The organism is Sphingomonas sp. jy18 (assembly GCF_056931895.1).
In genome coordinates this window covers 243,962-263,990 of the sequence record NZ_JBXPBT010000002.1, presented here as the reverse complement: position 1 = coordinate 263,990, position 20,029 = coordinate 243,962, and the positions used below count along the sequence as shown (strand labels likewise).

General features: G+C 64.7%; 23 protein-coding genes. 18 read left to right on the top strand and 5 right to left on the bottom strand.

The genetic code is table 11. The features are described from left to right. Positions 1–9: 9 nt before the first annotated feature. Both AC0QC4_RS06390 and AC0QC4_RS06385 read left to right on the top strand, forming a co-directional pair. The gene (locus AC0QC4_RS06390; protein ID WP_483658898.1) at positions 10–627 is read left to right on the top strand and encodes an ATP-dependent Clp protease proteolytic subunit; all 618 of its coding nucleotides are present in this window, start codon (positions 10–12) and stop codon (positions 625–627) included. A gap of 41 nt (positions 628–668) precedes the next feature. Then, complete coding sequence (locus AC0QC4_RS06385) at positions 669–1,868, top strand: 2OG-Fe(II) oxygenase family protein (protein WP_483658897.1); 1,200 nt, start codon at positions 669–671, stop codon at positions 1,866–1,868. A gap of 7 nt (positions 1,869–1,875) precedes the next feature. On the opposite strand, the gene AC0QC4_RS06380 is transcribed toward AC0QC4_RS06385, so the two are convergent. Beyond that, complete coding sequence (locus AC0QC4_RS06380) at positions 1,876–3,651, bottom strand: asparagine synthase-related protein (RefSeq protein WP_483659340.1); 1,776 nt, start codon at positions 3,649–3,651, stop codon at positions 1,876–1,878. Positions 3,652–3,713: 62 nt separating this feature from the next. Between AC0QC4_RS06380 and AC0QC4_RS06375 the strand changes: the two genes are divergently transcribed. After that, the gene (locus AC0QC4_RS06375) at positions 3,714–4,631 is read left to right on the top strand and encodes a hypothetical protein (RefSeq protein WP_483658896.1); all 918 of its coding nucleotides are present in this window, start codon (positions 3,714–3,716) and stop codon (positions 4,629–4,631) included. A 34-nt stretch (positions 4,632–4,665) separates the two neighbouring features. Here the strand turns inward: AC0QC4_RS06375 and AC0QC4_RS06370 are convergent, their stop codons facing one another. Further along, positions 4,666–4,794, bottom strand: a complete 129-nt coding sequence (locus AC0QC4_RS06370) for a hypothetical protein (RefSeq protein ID WP_483658895.1) — start codon at positions 4,792–4,794, stop codon at positions 4,666–4,668. Positions 4,795–4,973: 179 nt separating this feature from the next. On the opposite strand from AC0QC4_RS06370, the gene AC0QC4_RS06365 reads away from it, so the two are divergent. From AC0QC4_RS06365 to AC0QC4_RS06355, 3 genes are all read left to right on the top strand, one after another. Continuing rightward, positions 4,974–6,227 (top strand): putative 2OG-Fe(II) oxygenase, encoded by a 1,254-nt coding sequence (locus tag AC0QC4_RS06365; protein WP_483658894.1) that lies wholly within the window; start codon positions 4,974–4,976, stop codon positions 6,225–6,227. Positions 6,228–6,237: 10 nt separating this feature from the next. Continuing rightward, the gene (locus AC0QC4_RS06360; protein ID WP_483658893.1) at positions 6,238–6,870 is read left to right on the top strand and encodes a 2OG-Fe(II) oxygenase; all 633 of its coding nucleotides are present in this window, start codon (positions 6,238–6,240) and stop codon (positions 6,868–6,870) included. 205 nt (positions 6,871–7,075) lie between these two features. After that, a complete protein-coding gene (locus tag AC0QC4_RS06355; RefSeq protein ID WP_483658892.1) occupies positions 7,076–7,630 on the top strand; it encodes a phage tail protein in 555 nt (184 codons plus the stop codon). A gap of 63 nt (positions 7,631–7,693) precedes the next feature. On the opposite strand, the gene AC0QC4_RS06350 is transcribed toward AC0QC4_RS06355, so the two are convergent. Continuing rightward, positions 7,694–7,996, bottom strand: coding sequence for a DUF6916 family protein (locus AC0QC4_RS06350; protein WP_483658891.1), 303 nt, complete (start codon positions 7,994–7,996; stop codon positions 7,694–7,696). Positions 7,997–8,053: 57 nt separating this feature from the next. Here AC0QC4_RS06350 and AC0QC4_RS06345 point away from each other — a divergent pair, with 57 nt between their 5' ends. Further along, the gene (locus AC0QC4_RS06345; RefSeq protein ID WP_483658890.1) at positions 8,054–8,608 is read left to right on the top strand and encodes a hypothetical protein; all 555 of its coding nucleotides are present in this window, start codon (positions 8,054–8,056) and stop codon (positions 8,606–8,608) included. Positions 8,609–8,612: 4 nt separating this feature from the next. On the opposite strand, the gene AC0QC4_RS06340 is transcribed toward AC0QC4_RS06345, so the two are convergent. Further along, entirely contained in the window at positions 8,613–8,873 is a 261-nt protein-coding gene (locus AC0QC4_RS06340; protein ID WP_483658889.1) for a PqqD family protein, read from the bottom strand. A 161-nt stretch (positions 8,874–9,034) separates the two neighbouring features. Between AC0QC4_RS06340 and AC0QC4_RS06335 the strand changes: the two genes are divergently transcribed. Beyond that, positions 9,035–9,730 carry a Crp/Fnr family transcriptional regulator gene (locus tag AC0QC4_RS06335; RefSeq protein WP_483658888.1) on the top strand — a complete coding sequence of 232 codons (696 nt, stop codon included), beginning with the start codon at positions 9,035–9,037 and terminating at the stop codon, positions 9,728–9,730. A 61-nt stretch (positions 9,731–9,791) separates the two neighbouring features. Here AC0QC4_RS06335 and AC0QC4_RS06330 read toward each other — a convergent pair whose 3' ends face one another. Next, positions 9,792–10,484, bottom strand: coding sequence for an OmpW/AlkL family protein (locus tag AC0QC4_RS06330; protein WP_483658887.1), 693 nt, complete (start codon positions 10,482–10,484; stop codon positions 9,792–9,794). 188 nt (positions 10,485–10,672) lie between these two features. Here AC0QC4_RS06330 and hemN point away from each other — a divergent pair, with 188 nt between their 5' ends. The 10 genes from hemN (at position 10,673) to AC0QC4_RS06280 (ending at position 20,023) form a co-directional block, all read left to right on the top strand. Next, entirely contained in the window at positions 10,673–11,989 is a 1,317-nt protein-coding gene (gene hemN, locus AC0QC4_RS06325) for an oxygen-independent coproporphyrinogen III oxidase (RefSeq protein ID WP_483658886.1), read from the top strand. Positions 11,990–12,092: 103 nt separating this feature from the next. Next, entirely contained in the window at positions 12,093–13,763 is a 1,671-nt protein-coding gene (gene ccoN / locus AC0QC4_RS06320) for a cytochrome-c oxidase, cbb3-type subunit I (RefSeq protein ID WP_483658885.1), read from the top strand. A gap of 11 nt (positions 13,764–13,774) precedes the next feature. After that, positions 13,775–14,509, top strand: coding sequence for a cytochrome-c oxidase, cbb3-type subunit II (gene ccoO, locus AC0QC4_RS06315; RefSeq protein WP_483658884.1), 735 nt, complete (start codon positions 13,775–13,777; stop codon positions 14,507–14,509). Next, the gene (locus AC0QC4_RS06310) at positions 14,506–14,673 is read left to right on the top strand and encodes a cbb3-type cytochrome c oxidase subunit 3 (protein ID WP_483658883.1); all 168 of its coding nucleotides are present in this window, start codon (positions 14,506–14,508) and stop codon (positions 14,671–14,673) included. Before ccoO ends, AC0QC4_RS06310 begins: the two co-directional genes overlap by 4 nt. Next, complete coding sequence (ccoP, locus tag AC0QC4_RS06305; protein ID WP_483658882.1) at positions 14,666–15,595, top strand: cytochrome-c oxidase, cbb3-type subunit III; 930 nt, start codon at positions 14,666–14,668, stop codon at positions 15,593–15,595. The genes AC0QC4_RS06310 and ccoP overlap by 8 nt, the downstream gene beginning before the upstream one ends. Further along, complete coding sequence (gene ccoG / locus AC0QC4_RS06300) at positions 15,592–17,067, top strand: cytochrome c oxidase accessory protein CcoG (RefSeq protein WP_483658881.1); 1,476 nt, start codon at positions 15,592–15,594, stop codon at positions 17,065–17,067. Before ccoP ends, ccoG begins: the two co-directional genes overlap by 4 nt. Next, a complete protein-coding gene (locus tag AC0QC4_RS06295; RefSeq protein WP_483658880.1) occupies positions 17,054–17,521 on the top strand; it encodes a FixH family protein in 468 nt (155 codons plus the stop codon). Before ccoG ends, AC0QC4_RS06295 begins: the two co-directional genes overlap by 14 nt. Next, complete coding sequence (locus tag AC0QC4_RS06290) at positions 17,518–19,644, top strand: heavy metal translocating P-type ATPase (protein ID WP_483658879.1); 2,127 nt, start codon at positions 17,518–17,520, stop codon at positions 19,642–19,644. Before AC0QC4_RS06295 ends, AC0QC4_RS06290 begins: the two co-directional genes overlap by 4 nt. Next, entirely contained in the window at positions 19,641–19,796 is a 156-nt protein-coding gene (gene ccoS / locus AC0QC4_RS06285) for a cbb3-type cytochrome oxidase assembly protein CcoS (protein WP_483658878.1), read from the top strand. Before AC0QC4_RS06290 ends, ccoS begins: the two co-directional genes overlap by 4 nt. After that, positions 19,793–20,023, top strand: coding sequence for a hypothetical protein (locus tag AC0QC4_RS06280; RefSeq protein ID WP_483658877.1), 231 nt, complete (start codon positions 19,793–19,795; stop codon positions 20,021–20,023). Before ccoS ends, AC0QC4_RS06280 begins: the two co-directional genes overlap by 4 nt. The last annotated feature ends 6 nt before the right edge of the window (positions 20,024–20,029 follow it).

Sequence of the window (20,029 nt, the reverse complement as noted above, 5' to 3'; positions counted from 1 at the left end):
AGAATCCGCTTGCTGACCAACCTGACCCAGCCCTTCCACCTCGACGACGAGGAAGAGGTCGATCGCCCCAACCCTGTCGGCACCCCGGCGCTTATGGCAAAGTTCCTCGAGGCGCGCACCGTTCTGATCTTCGGCGGCATCGACCAGAAGCTGGCTGAGCGGGTGGCGACGCAGCTGCTCTATCTCGATTTCATCAGCCACGATCCGATCAAGATCCTGATCAACTCGCCCGGCGGCCATGTCGAGTCGGGCGACACGATCCACGACCTGATCAGCTATATCAAATCGCCGGTCGCGGTGATCGGCACCGGCTGGGTGGCGAGCGCGGGCACCCACATCTTCCTCGGCGCGGCCAAGGAACGGCGCTTCTGTCTGCCCAACACCCGCTTCCTGATCCACCAGCCATCGGGCGGCGCCGGCGGGCGGGCGGTCGACATCGAGATCCAGGCCAAGGAAATCATCAAGATGCGCGAGCGCCTGGCGCAGGTGATCAGCAAGGCCACCGGCCAGGACATCGAACGGGTGCGCGCCGACATCGACCGCGATTACTGGATGTCGACCGACGAGGCCAAGGACTATGGCATCCTGGGCACGGTGATCCGGTCCGCGGACGAAGTGACCTTCTGACCATCCGCGGCGGCCAGCGGTATCGCGGGAGTGATGGCACCATGAGCACCAAGCTGCACGTGACTGTCGAACCGCCCAAGATGTTGACTGCTCACGAAGAGGCGGCCCTCCTGCGCATTGCCGTCGCCCGCGCACCGGAAAAATTTCCGCTGCGCATGCGACTGGTCAGCTTATGTCTTGACCTCGACCTGTTCGACGAGGTTGTTGCACTGCTCGAACCGCTCGATGTCGATACGCTCGATGCCGATGCCCTGCTCTGTCTCACAAGGGCCTGTTTCGAACGCAAGGCCGAAGGCGATGTGGCGCGTGCCGGTACTGCGGCGAGGCTGGCGGCGGATCGATCGCCCGATGCGGCCACGCACGCTGTCGCGCTGGCGGAACAGGCCAAGGCGGCACATAAGATCGGCGATGAGGCCGCCAGCCTCGCGCTGCTGACTGACGCGCTGACGGTGCATCCTGGCTGCCGCGTCGCCCACAAGCGGCTGATCCGTCAGCTTTTTGCGGCCGATCGCCCCGAGGAAGTCCTGCTGCTCGTCGACCGACTGTGGAATAGCGGGGTCAAGGCAGCACGGTTATTGGGCAGCCGTTCCGTCGCGCTGGCACGGCTCGGGCGGTTCGACGAGGCGCGGGCACAATCGGGTGTCGACCAAGCCCGTGCAATGCCGCTCGAGGTGCCGCCGGGCTGGCCGGATTTGGAAAGCTTCAACGCGGCAGTGGCAGCCGAGCTGCTGGCCAATCCGGGGCTGCGCTATAATCGGCAAGGAGTGGCTTCACGCCGGACCTGGCGGGTCGATACACCGCAGCGTGGCACGGTCCCCGCGCTAGCCACACTGCATGAGATGCTGCGTGTGGCGGCAGAACGCTATGCTGCAAACGTTGACTGTGACGGCGCATGGCAGGAATTGCGGCCTGCCAGAGCCGAATTGCAAAGCTGGTCGGTTCAGGCCGAAGCGACAGGCTATGAACGCTGGCATCTGCACCCACATGGCTGGATCAGCGGAGGCTATTATATCGAAGTGCCGAAAAAGGTAGTTACAGGGTCGGACGAGGCGGGGTGCATTGCTCTGGGGCTGGCGCCCGCGCTGGCGGGAGAGGAAACTGCACGACGCTTTGGCGAGCGGCTGATGCGCCCGCAACCCGGCACGGCAATTCTGTTCCCGTCCCACACGTTCCATCGCACCTACCCGCATTACAGCGAAGAGCGGCGGATGTGTTTGGCGTTCGATCTGGTGAATGGGTAACCGATTGCTAGCGGTCGAACCACCAGACCAGATATTCGGCCGTCATTGCCGTCAGCTGTACCTCATTGGCAAAATCGACACCCGCTGGCCCTTGCGCCGCCATGCGGGCAAGGGCCGTGTCCAGCCAGTCGAGGTCGAGCCAATCATCGACGCCGACGGCGCGGAAGCGCGCGATGCGCTGGCGCGCGGCGGGCGCGTGGCGCTGCAGCGCGGCAAAATGACCAGGGTATGCGGGCCGCCCCGATCGGCGCAGCCGGATGGCATCAGGCAGACGCCCGGCCAGCATCGTCCGCGCCGGCTCCCGGTCGCCTCCGGTGGCGGCGAGCACATCCAGTGGAAAACCAGCAAACAATCGCAATAGCCGCATGTCGCGATAGGGAAAGTCCATCCGCAGGGCGCCGGGACAAAATTCGTTCGCGTGCCACATCGATTTCAGCACACCCCCGCGAAAGCCGAGCCTTCCGTCTTTGTCGGGTGTTGCAAAGGGATCACTCCACCCGCTGTCGTCGGTCAGCTCTGCCAACTGGCCCAGCCGATGCGAAGCCACCCGCACATGAAACGGGCTGTACTGCGCGGGCGCAACCGGGCGAGTCGACCTGCGCAGCATCGTCCGTACCAGCCAGCGCAGTCGCATGAGCGGTGTTGGTGGCACGATGCCGCTGCGGAACGTGAAGCTGGATTCGCCATAGGTGCCATTGAGCAGAGATGTCGCCCCGGCGGCTTTCGCAGCCTCTTGGAAGGCGGTGGTCAATTCATGCCTGTTGCTGAGCGGCGGGCCAACATCGCCGCGCATGACCAGTTCAGGCGGGCAGTAAGGCGATGCATCGTCTGGCGGATGCACCGGCAACCATTCGCGCTGCAAATGATTGGCAACCAGCCTTGCCTCATGCGCCTCATCGGCGATGCCGGTTCCCGGCGGCGCGACCGAGGTCACAAAGAAAGGGTAACTGGTCGACGGCGCCGCAGCCGACACGGCCCAGGCCAAAAGCGACGAATCGAGTCCGCCACTGAGCAATCCGGCGATGCGCGGACTGCGGGCGGCCCTCTCACGCATGATGGCCAGCAGCAAAGCCTCGGACTCGGCAGCGGCATCGGCAAAGCTACCGCGCCAGTCAGGCACCGTTTCGAACAGGTCAGGACGCGAGCGTGAAATGGTGCCATCGGCAGCAATGGTGACTGTTTCGCCAGGCAGGACCTGCCGCACATTCGACAGCAGGGTGCGGCCATCGGCGCGATGGCGGACCAACGGTCCGCCAAGCTTGCCATAAAAACCCGTCACATCGAGGGTATTTCCCACCCATGCGAGCTTTGCCAGCAGTGCGATTTCCGGGGCGACGGCAAGCCGTGCGCCGTGCTGCGCATAGAGGATAGGATCGCGCCGGGCGGCCGATTGCACAAGCACAACCCGTCCTGACGTATCGATATGGAGCAGCGACCATTCGCCGATCAGCTTGCCCGGCAAAGCGGTGCCGTGGATATCAAGTGCAGCCCGTGCCAGCCGCGCCACCGGTGTATCGGCGGCAAAGCCAAGTGATGTGGCTAGTTCCGCAACCTCCTCTATCTCCCCCAGAATGAGTGTCAGGCCCGCCTCATCGCAATGGCTGTGTGCACAATCCGGGGCGTGTGTATCGTGGGCTTCGGCAAGCCATGCACAGGAACTGTTTGTCTGGCGAAGCCCGAGCGCATTTGCGTCAGCCGAGGCAACGGAACTGCCGTCACGGCTCAGTAAAGCATAGAGACCACTCTTCCTCGCCATAGTCGTCATGCCTCTCAAGACGCGCATGGCGCCCAAAAGCGGGACCTACAGGACTGGACCAATGCGCCAATACTGCTAACGCGCGCCTCATGAACCAAGTTTTCGATGCCGAGACGCGCTACGCTGTCCGCAGCGCACTCGCCCGGCAGGCCTATGACCGCGACACGGTGCAGATGGCGAACCCGGACGTCGCCGGATTTCGCTGGCTTGTTGCTTCGCACCGGGGCGTGTTCGCCGTGTCGGAGACGCAAACCAGCAAGGTTTTGCACGGCTGGTATTTCGGCATCGAACGCGTGGACGACCATGTCTATCTCTTCGAAAATTGCGGTCTTCGCGACCGTACGACCGATGTTGGGAGGGTGATACGCTTCCGGATTGTCGACGGAAGGCTTGGGCAACCGACGGTGTTGGTCAAGGGCCTGCACAACAACTGCCACCAGATCCGGATCATAGACGGATATCTGTGTTTGGTGGATTCGGCTAATCAGGCTATCCGGCGCTATCTGCCGGACGGCAAACTGGTTGATGTCCGCACACCATTTCCCGTTGCTCCGCCTAGCGACAAAAGCGGCCGCTATCTTCACATCAATTCGATAGCGCAGATTGATGATCGCATTGCCATCATGTGCCACAATGGCGCGGCAAAGCCTGTCAGGCCAAGTCAGATCGCGTGGTTCGACAAGACCTGGAACTTGCTAGCAACCGTACCCGTTGCTGGCCACCGCTGCCACGATATCGTCCGCGACCATCAGGGGCGCATATGGCACTGTGCCTCGGCCGAGGGTGAGATCATAAACTCTGACGGCTTGCGCCTGCGCCTGTCAGACGAATCCATGACTCGCGCGCTCGGGTTCGCAGGCGATTACCTGATCGTCGGGTTAACACCCTTTGGTCCCCGCCAAATGCGCGATACATTTAATGGTCGCGTCGTCATTCTTGGCAAAGATTACACGCAGGTTTCTGCCTACGACCTAAGCGGATCGCCCAACGATCTGACTATTTTATAGCGATACAGTCAAGTCATGCTCGACGGCTAAGCCATCAAGACTTCTGGCTGTCAATCGCAGGGTTTCCACCGATGTCCGCCCCACGGCCAATATCAGCGTAGGTTTCGCGAACGTCGAGCGTACGGACTTCCGGTTCGACCCAGCTTTCGCGCACATCTGCCATCACTTAAATCCTCAATAAAGTTTGACTGGCACCGACCTAGCGCAGCACGATGCGGATTCCAACTATTTTACAGCCAAGTCCGCAACTCTTTCAGCACGATCTGGCCCAACCATGCGAAAGTCTGCGCGGCGGCCTGCAGATGGTTGCATCGCTAGGGTTGCTGACTAAACATTCCGCCGATGTCCGACGGTCAAACCGCCCTCAAAACGCCAGCCACGCAAACCGCGCGTGCCGCCAGCCCAGCCCCCATAATCGAGCGTGAACCTCGAAGACATTTAACACGGCTGCAAGAGCTTGAGCTCGTCCATCGTGCTTTCAAAAAGTCACCCAGCAAGAACATGCGCGTGCGCCTGTGCCAAATGCTCGTTCTCGATGATCGTTTTCTGGATGTCGTGCAACTCCTCGAGCATTTGGACAACCGCAGCTTTATCGACGAGATATATCTTTGCGAGTCACTGCTGGCCCTCGAAGTTGCTGAAGCCAACAGGCAGGCACTAACGGTCGCCGAACGGGCAATCGAATTGGCGGTCAATGACGCCGAGGCAGCGCAGGCACTGGCCTTAGCGGGCAAGGCGTTGATCCGCGTCGGCGAGAGGACGCGCGCGCGCCAGTTGCTCTACGGCGCTTTGGACAAAGACCCAGCCAACGCCAATGCCTGCAAGCGCATGGCCGCCCTCGATCTGGCGGAAGGTCACCCAGAACAGCTGCTGGAGACGATCGGGCGACTTACCGCAGCTGGCGTAAGTCACGCCAGCCTGTTCGCCGCCAAGATGCTGGCACAGGCTGCGTGTGGAGACGTGGAAGCGGCCCGCGACACTGTTGGCGACCCCTGCCACCATCGGCAATTTGACCTCTCCGCACCCACGGGCTGGTCGACTATGGCAGCGTTCAACACTGCGCTTGCCGAAGAAATGCTGAGCCATCCCGGTAGGCAGATGCACCGGTACGGCAGCGCATCCAACCAGACCGTCAGAATAGAATCGCCGGATTGCATAGATACACCGGCGGTAAACGCGCTGAGCAACCTGATCATCCGCTCCATCCAGAGCCAGATGTCCGCCATGAATGCGCCATACGACGCGTGGGCATCAGCAATGCCCCGCAAGGCCTTTCTGCGCACGGGATGCCTGATTACCGATGGAGAGGGTTACGAGGACTGGCATGCTCACGAGTCCGGCTGGATGAGCGGAGTATACTACGTCCGCGTGCCCGGTGAGGTCACAAACGGTAGCAGCGCCAATGGATGTTTGGCGTTCGGGCTACCGGACCATCTCGCTGGCGCCGCAGCCGCCAACGCCTATGGCGAGCGACTGGTGCGGCCGCGCGAAGGCATGTTGCTGACGTTTCCCTCTCATGCCTATCATCGGACTTATCCGCACGAAACCGGCGAGCAGCGCATCTGCTTTGCCTTCGACGTGCGGCCGCTCAACTGACGGCGCAGCGATGATGACGGCGCCTTCGGCCATTACTTCGCCGCCATTCCGTATCGATACGGCTGCGACCACCATCACGGTACCAGCCGACGCCTACCGCTCGGCCTTCCGGCAGGTACCCGCAATGGTGTTCGACGATGTGATCGCCGCGCCATTGGCCGAGAAACTGGCCAAGCAGGGGGAGCAGACGCGCTTTTCACCCTACCCCATCGATGGTGTCGGCATCCGCGAGATTGCCGATGCGGCAGTAATGGGAGCGGTGATGGCCACGCTGCTTGACCGACCCGGGCTCCGCGACTGGATGGCACACCTGGCGGATCTTCCACCGTTGCGCGGAGTGACCGGCGCCTTTGCGCAAACGCGGGCCGGCTCCGGGGATCATCTCGACTGGCATGACGACATGAATGAGCCGCATCGAGCTTTGGGGGTCGTCGTCAATCTGGGGACCACAGCTTATGAAGGTGGTGTGTTCGAACTGCGCCGCAAAGGGGCAACCGAGCCAATGTTCGTGCACCAACACGACCGTCTAGGCTCCATGGCGGTTTTTTCGGTGCATGCAGACTTGGAACACAGGGTAACGCCGGTCACGGCAGGGGGGCCTCGCCGGGTCTACGCCGGCTGGTTCCAAGCGTCGCATAACTGAAACGAGCCTTTCTGTTCAAGGCATTGCGCAGACCAGACCTTTACGATAGCCTGCGCACGCGGCGGGGCAATAGCGACTGGAGTCTGATCGAGAGCAGCGGCCGACCAAGCATGGCGCATCGCTGTGCTTGGCAACTGGTGCTCGTCATGACGAAAGGCGTGCAAGCTCATTAGGCGGCGTCGTTTTCCCACAAGGAGGATGCAAAATGAGCGAACCATTTATCGGCCAGATCATTCAAGGCGGATGGAACTACGCCCCGCGCGGCTATGCCATGTGCAATGGTCAGCAGATGGCGATATCCCAGAATTCGGCGCTGTTCGCGCTGCTGGGGACGGCTTTCGGCGGCAACGGCCAGACCACGTTCAATCTGCCCGACCTGCAGGGCCGCTCGATGACACACTGGGGCAATGGTGCCGGCCTGTCGCCGGTCGTGCTCGGTCAGAATGGCGGCACGCAGAACGTGACGTTGACCATGGCCAACCTGCCGGGCCACACGCACTCACTGAATGTGTCGGCGACGGTCAAGTCAACTCTTCAGCAGCCAACAATGAATGCGGTCATCGCCCGCTCGGTCGATCTCGACACCAACGTCAATGGCAACCCGGCGATCTATGCCCCGGCCGGTACGGCAGTGGACACGTCGCTGGCCGGCGGCTCGATCGGCATGACCGGCAACAGCCAGCCGTTCAGCAATCTCAGCCCCTACCTCGCCGTCACCCACGTGATCGCGCTGCAGGGCATCTTCCCCTCGCGGAACTGACATATCGGAGCGTGTGTGCCCGGCCTCGACGGCCGGGCACACACGCTGCTCCGCCCGTCGCGTTCAGTTGAACACGGCCTGATAATAATAGCCCGGTGCCGATCCGTTGGGCGGCAGCATGTCGCCGATCTGTACCTGCACCGGGCCGAACCCTGCGCACTGCATGGTGTAGATGCCGGACATCAGCAGCCGTTCCGGCGGCGTATGGAAGACCAGCAGGAACGGAACGCGCGCGGACAGTTGCCGGTCGGTCAGCGGGCTTGCCTCGATCAGCTTGATATCGACCTCGGCCGGTGTGCAATCCGCCCGGAACTGCTTGCCGACATGTGGCAGAAAATCGTCGATGGTCAAAGGCTGTATCGTCATTGCATCACTCGCCGGTCGTTGCGCTTCGTGGACACCTTGCGACAAGGGGCATCGCCAATGCAACCAGCAACCTCTACCGCCGGGACCATTATCGATCCGGCCGCCGCCTTCGATCGGGCCATGGCGCGCCGCGCCCCCGCCCTGTCGGTCCGCGCGGAGACTCCGGACGACTTCGGTTTCCTTATCGACCTGTTCTGTGCCTGCTCACCCATGGCAGGCCAGCTGCCGCCCTTCCTGCTCGAACAACAGGCGCGGCTCCAGATCGGTGCGCACACCACCAACCACCCGGACGCGATGCGTCGCATCATTGGCGATGGTCAGGGCCTGACGGGAAGGATCATGGTCGACTGGTCCGGCACAGGCGCGGTCCATGGCATCGACATCGCCGTGCTGCCGGACCGGCGCATGGGCGCGGCTGGCGTGCACATGATGCGATCGTGGCTGGAAGTAGCCGACACACTGGGTCGGCCTGCGCGGATCGAGGTGGTGGCGGACAACCCCGCGCGGCGGCTTTACGAGTGCCTCGGCTTTCGGGCGACGAGCGACGGCCCGATCATCGACATGCTGCGCGATGCCCCGTCGGCGCGCGCGCGGCACGTCCCCGCGCGCTGAGCTTTCAATTCTGCCCGACCAGCTCGCGCTGCTCGAAGTCTGCCATCAACCGTCGCACCGACTCGCGGCACTGATCGGGCTCGACGTCGAACTGTTCGACCAGTTTCGCCACGATGGTGTCCTCGTCGCTCGGCTGCTCGAGCACATCCCAGACAGCGGCCGCCGTCGAATTCATGGCAATATACTGGCCGGTGGCGATATGGATCATGACAAAGCTGTCATCGACTTGCGAGCCGACCCAATCATCTTTGCGGTGCCAAATCATCGTGCTGCCCTTCCAGCTGCAGTTTCTGGTTCAACGCTCGGCCGTTGCCTGCAAAACTCGGTAGCTGTCAACCTTCGCCCGCATGTGGACAAGCTGTCTTGCCATGGGTATGCCAATTCAATTGCTTGGCTGTTTTTCAACATGCTGCTACCTGCCAGGGCATGACGAACTGCGACACATGCCTGGTCCGCAACCGCGCGATCTGTTCGGTTCTCGATGCACATGAGGTCGGCGCGCTCAACCGTATCGGGCGCATGCGCACGATCGGCGAAGGTCAGGCGCTGATGTGGGAAGGCGATGATTCGCTGCTCGTCGCCAATGTCATCGAAGGCGTGCTCAAGCTATCCACCGGCACCGGCGACGGGCGCGAGCAGATTGTCGGCATCGTCTATCCGGCGGATTTCATCGGGCGGCCGTTCGGCACGACCAGCCACCATACGGTGACGGCGCTGACCGATGCCCGCGTGTGCACCTTCACCCGCTCCGATTTCGACCAGTTCGCCCGCGGCCATCCGCAACTCGAGCACAAGCTGCTGCAGCGTACGCTGACCGAACTCGACCGGGCGCGCCACTGGATGCTGCTGCTCGGGCGCAAGTCGGCATCAGAAAAGGTCGCCACCTTCCTCATCGAAATGTCCGAGCGACTGGTCGACAAGGGATGCAGCATCGACGGCGCGCCATTGCGCGCCTTCACCCTGCCGTTCGGGCGGCAACAGATTGCAGACATCCTGGGGCTGACCATCGAAACGGTGAGCCGCCAGCTGACCCGGCTGCGCGCCGACGGCTTGATCGACCTGCCCTCTCGCCGCGACATCGTCATCCTCGATCGCGACGCTCTTACAACCCTGGCCGGCTGAAACGAGCGACTGCCGCGCCGCCCCCCGACGACGCGGCAGCCTGTCGCCTGACCGCCCGCTCTCAGAAGCGGTAGGCGATGCCGGCGCTCAACAGCCAGGGATCGATGCGATGGCGCGTCGCCAGCACTTCGGTTCCCGCCGCATTGAACCAGTGGGCGGTGGTGCTGAGGAAATAGCGTTTGGCGTCGACGCTGATGGTGAGCCCGCTGTCATTGACCGGGATGTCGACTCCCGCTTGCAGCGCAACGCCGAAATGGTCGTTCATCTGCTGCCGGGCTGCCCCCAGCGCCTGCGCGGTCGCGCCTGGTTCATCGTCGATGAACAGGAAATAGGTAGGTCCAGCACCGACATAGGGCTGGATTCCGCCAGCATCTCCGAAATGATATTTGACCGTCAGCGTCGCCGGAATGATGGTGGCGTTGGAAACCAGCCCGGCGCCCGCCAGCGCGCCGCGCCCGTCGACATCATGCTGGGTGACGCAGCAGATCGTCTCCAGACTGATGTTCGGCGCGACAAAATATTCGATGGCAATGGTCGGCACGAAATTGTCGTCCGCCGCGGTCTGTGTTCCGGCCGGCAGGCCGATCCTGTCGACCAGCACATCGCTGATCTTGCCATCGGTCAGCACCGCAGTGCCGAGCAGCTTGACCTGGATGGAGCCGGGCGTGCTGTCCTGTGCGGCAGCAGGCGCGGCAAGGCCGATGGCAGCGGCTGCCACCGCGGCGGCGGCGGCGGACAGGCGGAAGTGGGTCATCGTCAAAAATCCTCTTGGTTTGGCGTTCGTTGATCCTCCGCGCATCGTCGCGACCCTCCCTGGACTGCGCCGCAGCGGATACGAGCGCCTCCCTGCCGGGCCGGCCGCTGCCCCGCATTGATTGCGAACAAGAAGTTTGTTGATCTGGCTCAATGCCGGCCGGCCGAACTGCGGGCAGGGTCACCAGCATGTGGCCTTATCATCCCGACCTGCTCGCCCGCGCCGTGCCGCGATACACCAGCTTTCCGACCGCTGCCGAGTTCACCGGCGCGGTAGGCGCGGACGAACAGGCGGTGGGAATCGCCGGCGTCGAAGAGCCGGTTTCGCTCTATCTGCACATCCCCTTCTGCGAGCAGATCTGCTGGTATTGCGGCTGCAACACCGGCGCCGCCAACCGCACGCAGCGCCTCGCCTCCTATCTCGACGCACTGATCCAGGAGATCGATGTGGTCGCGGCGCGCATGCCCGCGTCGGTCGGCATCGCGCGCATTGCCTTTGGCGGCGGCAGCCCCAATGCAATCTCCCCGCTGGCATTCGTGCGGCTGCTTGATCGCGTATCGGTGGCCTTCGGCACGGGCGCGCCGATCGTCTCGGTCGAGCTCGATCCGCGCGGCTTCACGCCCGAATGGGCTGCGATGCTGGGTGCTGCCGGCGTCAGCCGGGTCAGCCTGGGGGTGCAGACTTTCGATCCTGCAATCCAGCAGGGCATCGGGCGGGTGCAGCCGACCCGGCTGATCAGGGACACCGTCTCCGCGCTGCGCGAGGCCGGGGTGTCGTCGATCAATTTCGACCTGATGTACGGCCTGCCCGGCCAGACGCCCGAGATATTGGCGGCGACCCTCGACGAGACGATTGCGCTGATGCCGGAGCGCATCGCGCTGTTCGGCTATGCGCATGTGCCGCACCTGCTGCCCCGCCAGCGGCGGATCGACGCCAGCGCGCTGCCCGATCAGGCGATGCGTTTTGCCATGGCGGCGCAAGGCTTCGACCGGCTGGTCGGGGCGGGCTATGTGCCGGTGGGCTTCGATCATTTCGCCGTGCCGACCGATGCGATGGCGATTGCCGCACGGAATGGTGGACTGCGCCGCAATTTTCAGGGCTTCACCGACGATGCGGCCGAACATCTGATCGGCATGGGTGCCAGCGCGATCAGTGTGTTTCCCGATCGCATCGTCCAGAATGAAAAGAATGCGGGGCGTTATCGCATGCGCCTGTCGCAGGCCCAGCTCGCCGGATCGCTCGGCATCCTGCGCAGCCGGGAAGACCGCGAACGAGCGATGGTGATCGAGGACATATTGTGTCACCGCACCGCCGACCTATCGCTGCTGGTGGGCGCAGCCGAGGCCGCGGCTATGCTCGCGCCCTTTACCGCCCATGGCCTGGCCCGGCTGGACGGCCAGTCGCTGATCCCGACCGTCGCCACCCGGCCCTATGCGCGCAGCATCGCCGCGCTGTTCGACCCCTATCGGGCGCAGGCGCCGGACCGGTTCAGCAGCGCCGTATGATCGCGCGCATCACATCATTTCGCGTCTGCACAATTTGACGCGGGTCAATGTTCGTGCCCGCCCCATGCGGCAGGGCGGGCGAAGCAACTGGGGAACGCAACCGATGACACTAGAATCGACCGTGATGCGCGCCGGGATCTGGCTCCTGATCCTGCTGCTCGCTTTCACCGCCATGGCGACCGCTGTCGACAGCGGCTTCGCCATCCACATGGGCATTGTCGCGGTCGCGGCGCTGCTCGGCCTGGGCTTCGCCGTCGGCGGGCAGGATTATGGCGCGGCCGCGCGCGGGCTGCTGAAAATGCCGGACGAGGGCAAATATGACGATGACCCGATCCGCTGGGGCGTCATCGCCACGCTGTTCTGGGGGATGGCGGGATTTGCCGCAGGCCTGTTCATCGCGCTGCAGCTCGCCTTCCCTGCTCTCAATCTCGGCCTCGAGTGGACCAGCTTCGGCCGGTTGCGGCCCTTGCACACCTCGGCTGTCATCTTTGCTTTCGGCGGTAACGCGCTGATCGCCACCAGCTTTTACGTGGTGCAGCGCACCTGCCGCGCGCGCCTCGCCTTCCCCGGCCTCGCCCGCTTCGTCTTCTGGGGATACCAGCTGTTCATCGTGCTGGCCGCGACCGGCTATCTGCTCGGCATCACCCAGTCCAAGGAATATGCCGAGCCCGAATGGTATGTCGACCTGTGGCTGACCATCGTCTGGGTCGCCTATCTCGCGGTGTTCGTCGGCACGCTGGTCAAGCGGCGCGAACCGCACATCTATGTCGCCAACTGGTTCTATCTTGCTTTCATCCTGACCGTGGCGATGCTCCACGTCGTCAACAACATCTCGATCCCGGTCAGCCTGGTCGGCTCCAAAAGCTATTCGGTGATGGCGGGGGTGCAGAGCGCGCTGACCCAATGGTGGTATGGCCATAATGCGGTCGGATTTTTCCTGACCGCCGGCTTCCTGGCCATGATGTATTATTTCGTGCCGAAACAGGCGCAGCGGCCGGTCTATTCCTACCGCCTGTCGATCATCCACTTCTGGTCGCTGATCTTCCTCTACATCTGGGCCGGGCCGCACCACCTCCATTACACTGCGCTGCCCGACTGGGCGCAGACGCTGGGCATGGTGTTCTCGATCATGCTGTGGATGCCGAGCTGGGGCGGGATGATCAACGGGCTGATGACGCTCAACGGCGCGTGGGACAAGGTCCGCACCGATCCGATCATCCGCATGATGGTGATGGCCTTGGCCTTCTACGGCATGAGCACCTTCGAAGGGCCGATGCTTTCGATCAAGGCGGTCAACAGCCTGTCGCACTATACCGACTGGACCATCGGCCACGTCCACTCCGGCGCGCTCGGCTGGAACGGCATGATCACCTTTGCCTGTGTCTATTATCTTGTCCCGCGCCTGTGGGGCCGTGAGCGGCTCTATTCGGTGCGCATGATCAACTGGCACTTCTGGCTCGCGACCGTCGGCATCGTCTTCTACGCCGCCGCCATGTGGGTCTCGGGCATCATGCAGGGGCTGATGTGGCGGGAATATGGGGCGGACGGCTATCTCGTCTGGTCCTTCGCCGACACCGTCGCCGCGATGCTGCCGATGTATCTGATGCGCGCCTTCGGCGGCCTGCTCTACCTCTCCGGTGCGATCGTCATGGTCGTCAACGTCTGGCTGACCATCGCGGGCCGGCTGCGCGAAGAGGCGCCTATGGGCGAGACCCGCCACGACGCATCGCGCGACCACCCCCTGCCCGCTCCCGCGCTCGCGCCCGCCCGATAAGGAAAAGTGACATGGCCAATCTTGCAGAACGCCACAAGAAACTGGAGCGTAACGTCACGCTGCTCGCGGCGCTCGCCTTCGCTGTCGTCACCATCGGCGGCATCGTCGAAATCGCACCGCTTTTCTGGATCGACAACACCATCGAGAAGGTGGAGGGCATGCGGCCCTACACCCCGCTCGAGCTCGCCGGGCGCAACATCTACATCCGCGAAGGCTGCTACAACTGCCACAGCCAGATGATCCGCCCCTTCCGTGACGAGGTGGAGCGCTATGGCCATTACAGCCTGGCCGCGGAGTCGATGTACGACCATCCCTTCCAATGGGGCTCCAAGCGCACCGGTCCGGACCTTGCCCGCGTCGGCGGACGCTATTCGGACGAATGGCATGTCCAGCACCTGACCGATCCGCGCAGCGTGGTGCCGGAATCGAACATGCCGACCTATGCCTTCCTGCGTGAGCGGGCGCTCGACGCCGGCGACATGCGCAGCGACCTTGCGGTCAACACCAGCGTCGGCGTGCCTTATACCCAGGCCGCGATCGATGCCGCGAACGAGGATCTTGCCGCGCAGGCCGATCCGGCGGCCGACGCCAGCGGACTGCGCAGCCGCTACGCCAAGGTGCAGGTCCGCGATTTCGACGGCAATCCGTCGCAGGTCACCGAGATGGATGCGCTGGTGGCCTATCTGCAGATGCTGGGCACGCTGGTCGATTTCGACAGCGTCCGCGCACAGGAGGTCGAACGGTGAGCTCGACCTACGACACGCTGCGCCATTTCGCCGACAGCTGGGGGCTGCTGGCGATGACCATCATTTTTCTGGGGCTGGCCGCATGGCCATTCCGGCCCGGCGCCGGACTTCGCAACCGCGACGCCGCCAACCTGATCTTCGACGAGGACGAAACCCATGGCTGACACGCAGCGCATCGACGAAGCCACCGGCACACAGACTGTCGGCCATGAATGGGACGGCATCGAGGAGCTCAACACGCCGCTGCCGCGCTGGTGGCTGTGGACCTTCTACCTCACCGTCGTCTTCGCCATCGGCTATGTCATTGCCTATCCGGCCTGGCCGATGCTGAACGGCGCGACGCAGGGTGTGCTCGGCTGGTCGAGCCGCGGCCAGCTCGAGACCGAGCTGGCCGCCGAACAGCAGCGCCGAGCCCCATTGATGCGCGCGCTCGCGGCCACCGACATCACCGCTCTGCCTGCCCGGCCGGAATTGCTACAGACGGCAATCGAGGGCGGGCGTGCGGCCTTCCGCGTGCATTGCGTGCAGTGCCACGGTACAGGTGCGGCGGGATCGTCGGGCTATCCCAATCTCAACGATGACGACTGGCTGTGGGGCGGCGATCTGCAGACCATCCAGTTCACGCTGGAACATGGCATCCGCAACCCTGACCATGACGCGACGCGGATGTCGCTGATGCCTGCCTTCGGTCGCGACGGCATCCTGACAGCCGCGCAGGTGCAGGATGTGGTCAGCCATGTCCGGACGCTGTCCGGTGCGGAGCAGGCCAGCGCCTCCTCGGCACGCGGCGCGCAATTGTTCGCGGACAATTGCGCCGTCTGCCACGGAGCCGGGGGCGAGGGCACCCGCACGCTCGGCGCACCGCGGCTCAACGATGCCATCTGGCTTTACGGCGGCGATCGCGCGACGCTGACCCAGACCGTCACCAACGCCCGCCAAGGCGTGATGCCACGCTGGGGCCATCGACTCGACGCCACCACCATCAAGATGCTTGCCGCCTATGTCCATTCGCTGGGCGGCGGAGAAGCGACACCGGCACCGGCTGCGGCCACGCCAGCGAGCGGAGCCGAAGCGAGCGGGCAATGAGCGCCGTCGAAGACATCACCAACTCGCCGCTCGGCCAGTATCAGAAGCGCAAGGGCGTCTATCCCAAGGCGGTAGACGGCCACTTCCGCCGCCTGAAATGGGCGATCATGGCGGTGACGCTGGCGATCTATTACATCACCCCGTGGATTCGGTGGGACCGCGGCCCCTATGCGCCGGATCAGGCGGTGCTGGTCGATCTCGCGCACCGCCGCTTCTACATGTTCGGCATCGAGATCTGGCCGCACGAATTCTATTATGTCGCCGGGCTGTTGATCATGGCCGGGGTCGGCCTGTTCCTCGTCACCTCGGCCGTCGGGCGCGCCTGGTGCGGCTATGCCTGCCCGCAGACGGTGTGGACCGATCTCTACCAGCATGTCGAACGCTTCATTGACGGGGACAGGAATGCTCAAGTGCGGCTCGCCAATGCCCCTTGGGGTCCGGCCAAGCTCGGCAAGCGCCTGTCCAAATGGACCGTCTGGCTGGTCATCGCCTTCTGGACCGGGGGCGCGTGGATCATGTATTTTGCCGACGCACCGACTTTGGTGCGCGATTTCTGGAGCGGCAACGCCGCGCCGGTCGCCTATGCGACGGTCGGAATCCTCACGCTGACCACCTTCATCCTCGGCGGCTTCATGCGCGAGCAGGTGTGCATCTACATGTGCCCCTGGCCGCGCATCCAGACGGCGATGCTCGACGAACGCTCGCTGACCGTCACCTACAAGGACTGGCGCGGGGAAAAGCGCGGCAGCCTGAAGGCCGCACAAGCGCACACGGGTGTCTATGGCGACTGCATAGACTGCAACCAGTGCGTCGCGGTCTGCCCGACCGGCATCGACATCCGCGAAGGGCCGCAGATCGGATGCATCACCTGCGCGCTGTGCATCGATGCCTGCGACAGCGTGATGGCGCAGGTCGGCCGCCCGCGCGGACTGATCGACTATGCGACGCTGGCCGACGCGGAAAAGGAGAAACGCGGCGAGCCGCCGACGCCGACGCTGAAGACGCTGCTGCGCGTGCGGACGCTCGTTTATTTCGGCGTATGGGCCGGGATCGGCCTCGGCCTCTTGTTCGCGTTGGGCAACCGCACCCGCATCGACATCAGCGCCAGCCATGAGCGCAACCCGGTCTATGTCCAGCTTTCCGCCGGAGACATCCGCAACAGCTACACGCTGAAACTGCGCAACATGGAATCACGGCCACGCACGATGGAGGTCGGGCTGGCTGGGCTGGCTGAAGGGCGCATCTGGCTGCGCGATGCCCTGCCGGCATCGGCCAGGCGCGCGCTGACCGTGCGTGTTCCCCCCGACTCTGTCGCCCGGCTCACCGTCTTCGCCGTCGCGCCGGGACGGGGGCCGGAGAACGAGGAGTTTGCCTTCACCGTGCGCGCGCTCGACGCCGAGGGCGGACGAGATAGCCACAGCGTCACTTTCGAACGACCGGACAATGAGGATGAAGACGATGGCGACGATTAGTCCGCAACGGTTCACCGGCCGCCATATGGCGGCGATCCTCGTCACCTTCTTTGGGGTGGTCATCGCCGTCAATCTGCTGATGGCCCGGCTCGCCATCGGGACGTTCGGCGGCACGGTGGTCGACAACAGCTATGTCGCCAGCCAGAGTTTCAATGGCTGGCTGGCCGAAGCGCGCAATGAGCAGGCATTGGGCTGGCAGGTGACGGTGCGGCGCGATGCGCAAGGCACGGTGCTGATCATGGCGCATGACCGCGACGGGCGGGCGCTGGACGGCGCGACGGTCTCTGCCATTGCCCGACATCCGCTGGGTCGCCTCCCCGACCGGCACCTGGCCTTTGCCGCGCAGCAAGGCGGCTTCCGCTCCCTGTCGACCCTAGGCATTGGCCGCTGGCTGCTGATTGTCACCATCGTGCGCGACGGCCGGACGATGCGCGTGGCGGCAGACCTCGCATGAGCCGCGTCGCCCGCGTTGCCGCCGAACCGCAGCCTTGTGCAGAAACCCGCCTTGCTGTGCCCGGCATGCGCTGCGCCGGCTGCATCGCCAAGCTCGAGCAGGGGCTGGCACAAGAGCCCGGCATCGTTACCGCGCGCGTCGACTTCGGAATGAAGCAGGTGCGCATCGCCCATCTGCCCGAGCTTGCGGTGCCAGATCTGGTTGCCGCGCTCGACCGGCTGGGCTTCGAAGGGCATCCGCTGGCCGAGGTGCCGGCATCGGACAGCGAGCACAGGCGATTGCTGAGCGCGCTGGCAGTCGCCGGCTTCGCCGCGATGAACGTGATGCTGCTGTCGGTCAGCGTATGGTCGGGGGCCGCTTCGGCAAGCCGCGACCTGTTCCACTGGCTCTCCGCCGCCATCGCCGTGCCCGCCATCGCCTGGTCAGGCCGGCCCTTCTTTGCCTCTGCCTGGTCCGCTCTGAAGCATGGGCGGACCAACATGGATGTGCCGATCTCGATCGGCGTGACCCTTGCCACCGCCATGTCGCTGTATGAAACCGCGACGCATGGCGAGCATGCCTGGTTCGACGGCGCGATCATGCTGCTGTTCTTCCTGCTCGCGGGCCGCGTGCTCGACGGGATGATGCGCGAGCGCGCCCGCGCCGGCGCAGCGGCGCTGATGCAGGCGAGCGCGCCGGGGGCAATGCTGCTCGATGCCCAAGGCACCGCCCGCTGGCACCCGGCGGAGACGATTCGGCCGGGTGCGACCATGCTGATTGCCGCCGGCGAGCGGCTGGCCGCCGATGGCGTGGTGCTGACCGGCGAGGGCCGCTGCGACGCCGCCATCCTCACCGGAGAGAGTGCCGCCGTGCCTGTCATCCCCGGCAGCCGCCTGCTCGCCGGCATGCTGGCGCTGGATGGCCCCTTCACCGTCCGCGTCGATGCGGCGGGCGAGGACCGCGCCATCGCCGCGCTGGCCCGCGCCATGGCCGATGCCGGGCAGCACCGCTCGCGCTATGTGCGGATCGCCGACCGCGCCTCGCGCCTCTATGCGCCCGCCGTCCACACGCTTGCCGCGCTGACTTTTGCCGGCTGGATGATCTCGGGCGCCGGGGTGCACCAGTCGCTGCTGGTCGCCATCGCCGTGCTGATCATCACCTGCCCCTGCGCGCTCGGCCTTGCCGTGCCGGTGGCGCAGGTCGTCGCGTCGGGCGCGCTGATGAAGCTGGGCATCCTGGTCAAGGATGGCAGCGCGCTCGAACGGCTGGCGGAGGCTGACCGCTTCATTATCGATAAGACCGGCACGCTGACGCTGGGGCGGCCGATGCCGCAGAATCTCGGCGACTTCGACCGGCGCCAGAAGCGGCTGATGCTGGCGCTGGCGCAGACCAGCCATCACCCGCTGAGCCGCGGACTGGCGCAGGCGCTGCGGGACGAAGGCATCGAAGCTGCCCGACTGACCGATATCTCGGAAATCGCTGGCGACGGCGTGCGCGGCCATGACGCAGGGCGCGAGGTTGCGCTGACGCGGCCGCTCGGGCCGGCCGATGCGAGCGTGCTGACCGTCGCGTTCAGCGAGGGCGGCCAGCCCACCTACATCATCCGTTTCAGCGACCCGCTGCGCCCCGATGCGCAAGCGGCGCTGGCCGGGCTCGCCGGGCTGGGCATCGAGGGCATGATCGTCTCCGGAGACAAGCCCGCGGCGGTGGCCGGCATCGCCCGCACGCTCGCCCTCACCGCCGTCCCCGACGCGCGGCCGGACGACAAACTGGCGCTGATCGAGCGCCTGCAACGCGCCGGGGCACGCTTGCTGATGGTGGGCGACGGCCTCAACGATGGCCCTGCCCTGGCCGCCGCGCACGTCTCCATGGCCCCGTCCAGCGCCAGCGATGTCGGACAGCAGGCGGCCGATCTCGTCTTCATGGGTGACAGCCTGCTCGCCATCCCCCGCGCCGTGTGCGCCGCACGCGCGACGCAGGCGGTCGTGAGACAGAATTTCGCGCTGGCGGTGGGCTATAATCTGCTCGCCGTGCCGCTGGCGATGGCCGGGCTGGTCACTCCGCTGATCGCCGCGGCGGCGATGTCCATCTCCTCGCTGATCGTCGTCGCCAACTCCCTGCGACTGGCAGGAGCCATACGATGACCGGGCTTGCCGTCCTCATCCCCATCGCGCTCGGCATGGGCCTGCTCGGGCTCGTCGCTTTCCAGTGGGCGCTGCGTAACGGCCAGTTCGACGACCCCGACGGCGCGGCAATGCGCATCCTGATCGACGATGATGGGCCGGCTGCCCCATGAGCTACAGTTGGCCATCGCTGATCGGCGCCATCGCACTCGCCATGCCGGCCGCGCCGCCGGCTGCGGGCGGGATCATGCTGTCGGTGTGCGGCCTGCCGGGCCTCAGCGTCTCGATCCCCGTCGATCGCGCGCCGCCGATGGAAGATCATGGCTGCTGCCGTGGTCTCGCCTGCCATGCCGCTTCGGATCGAAAACGCCGCACGACGGAGCGCGACGACGCGCCCTGAGCGCCA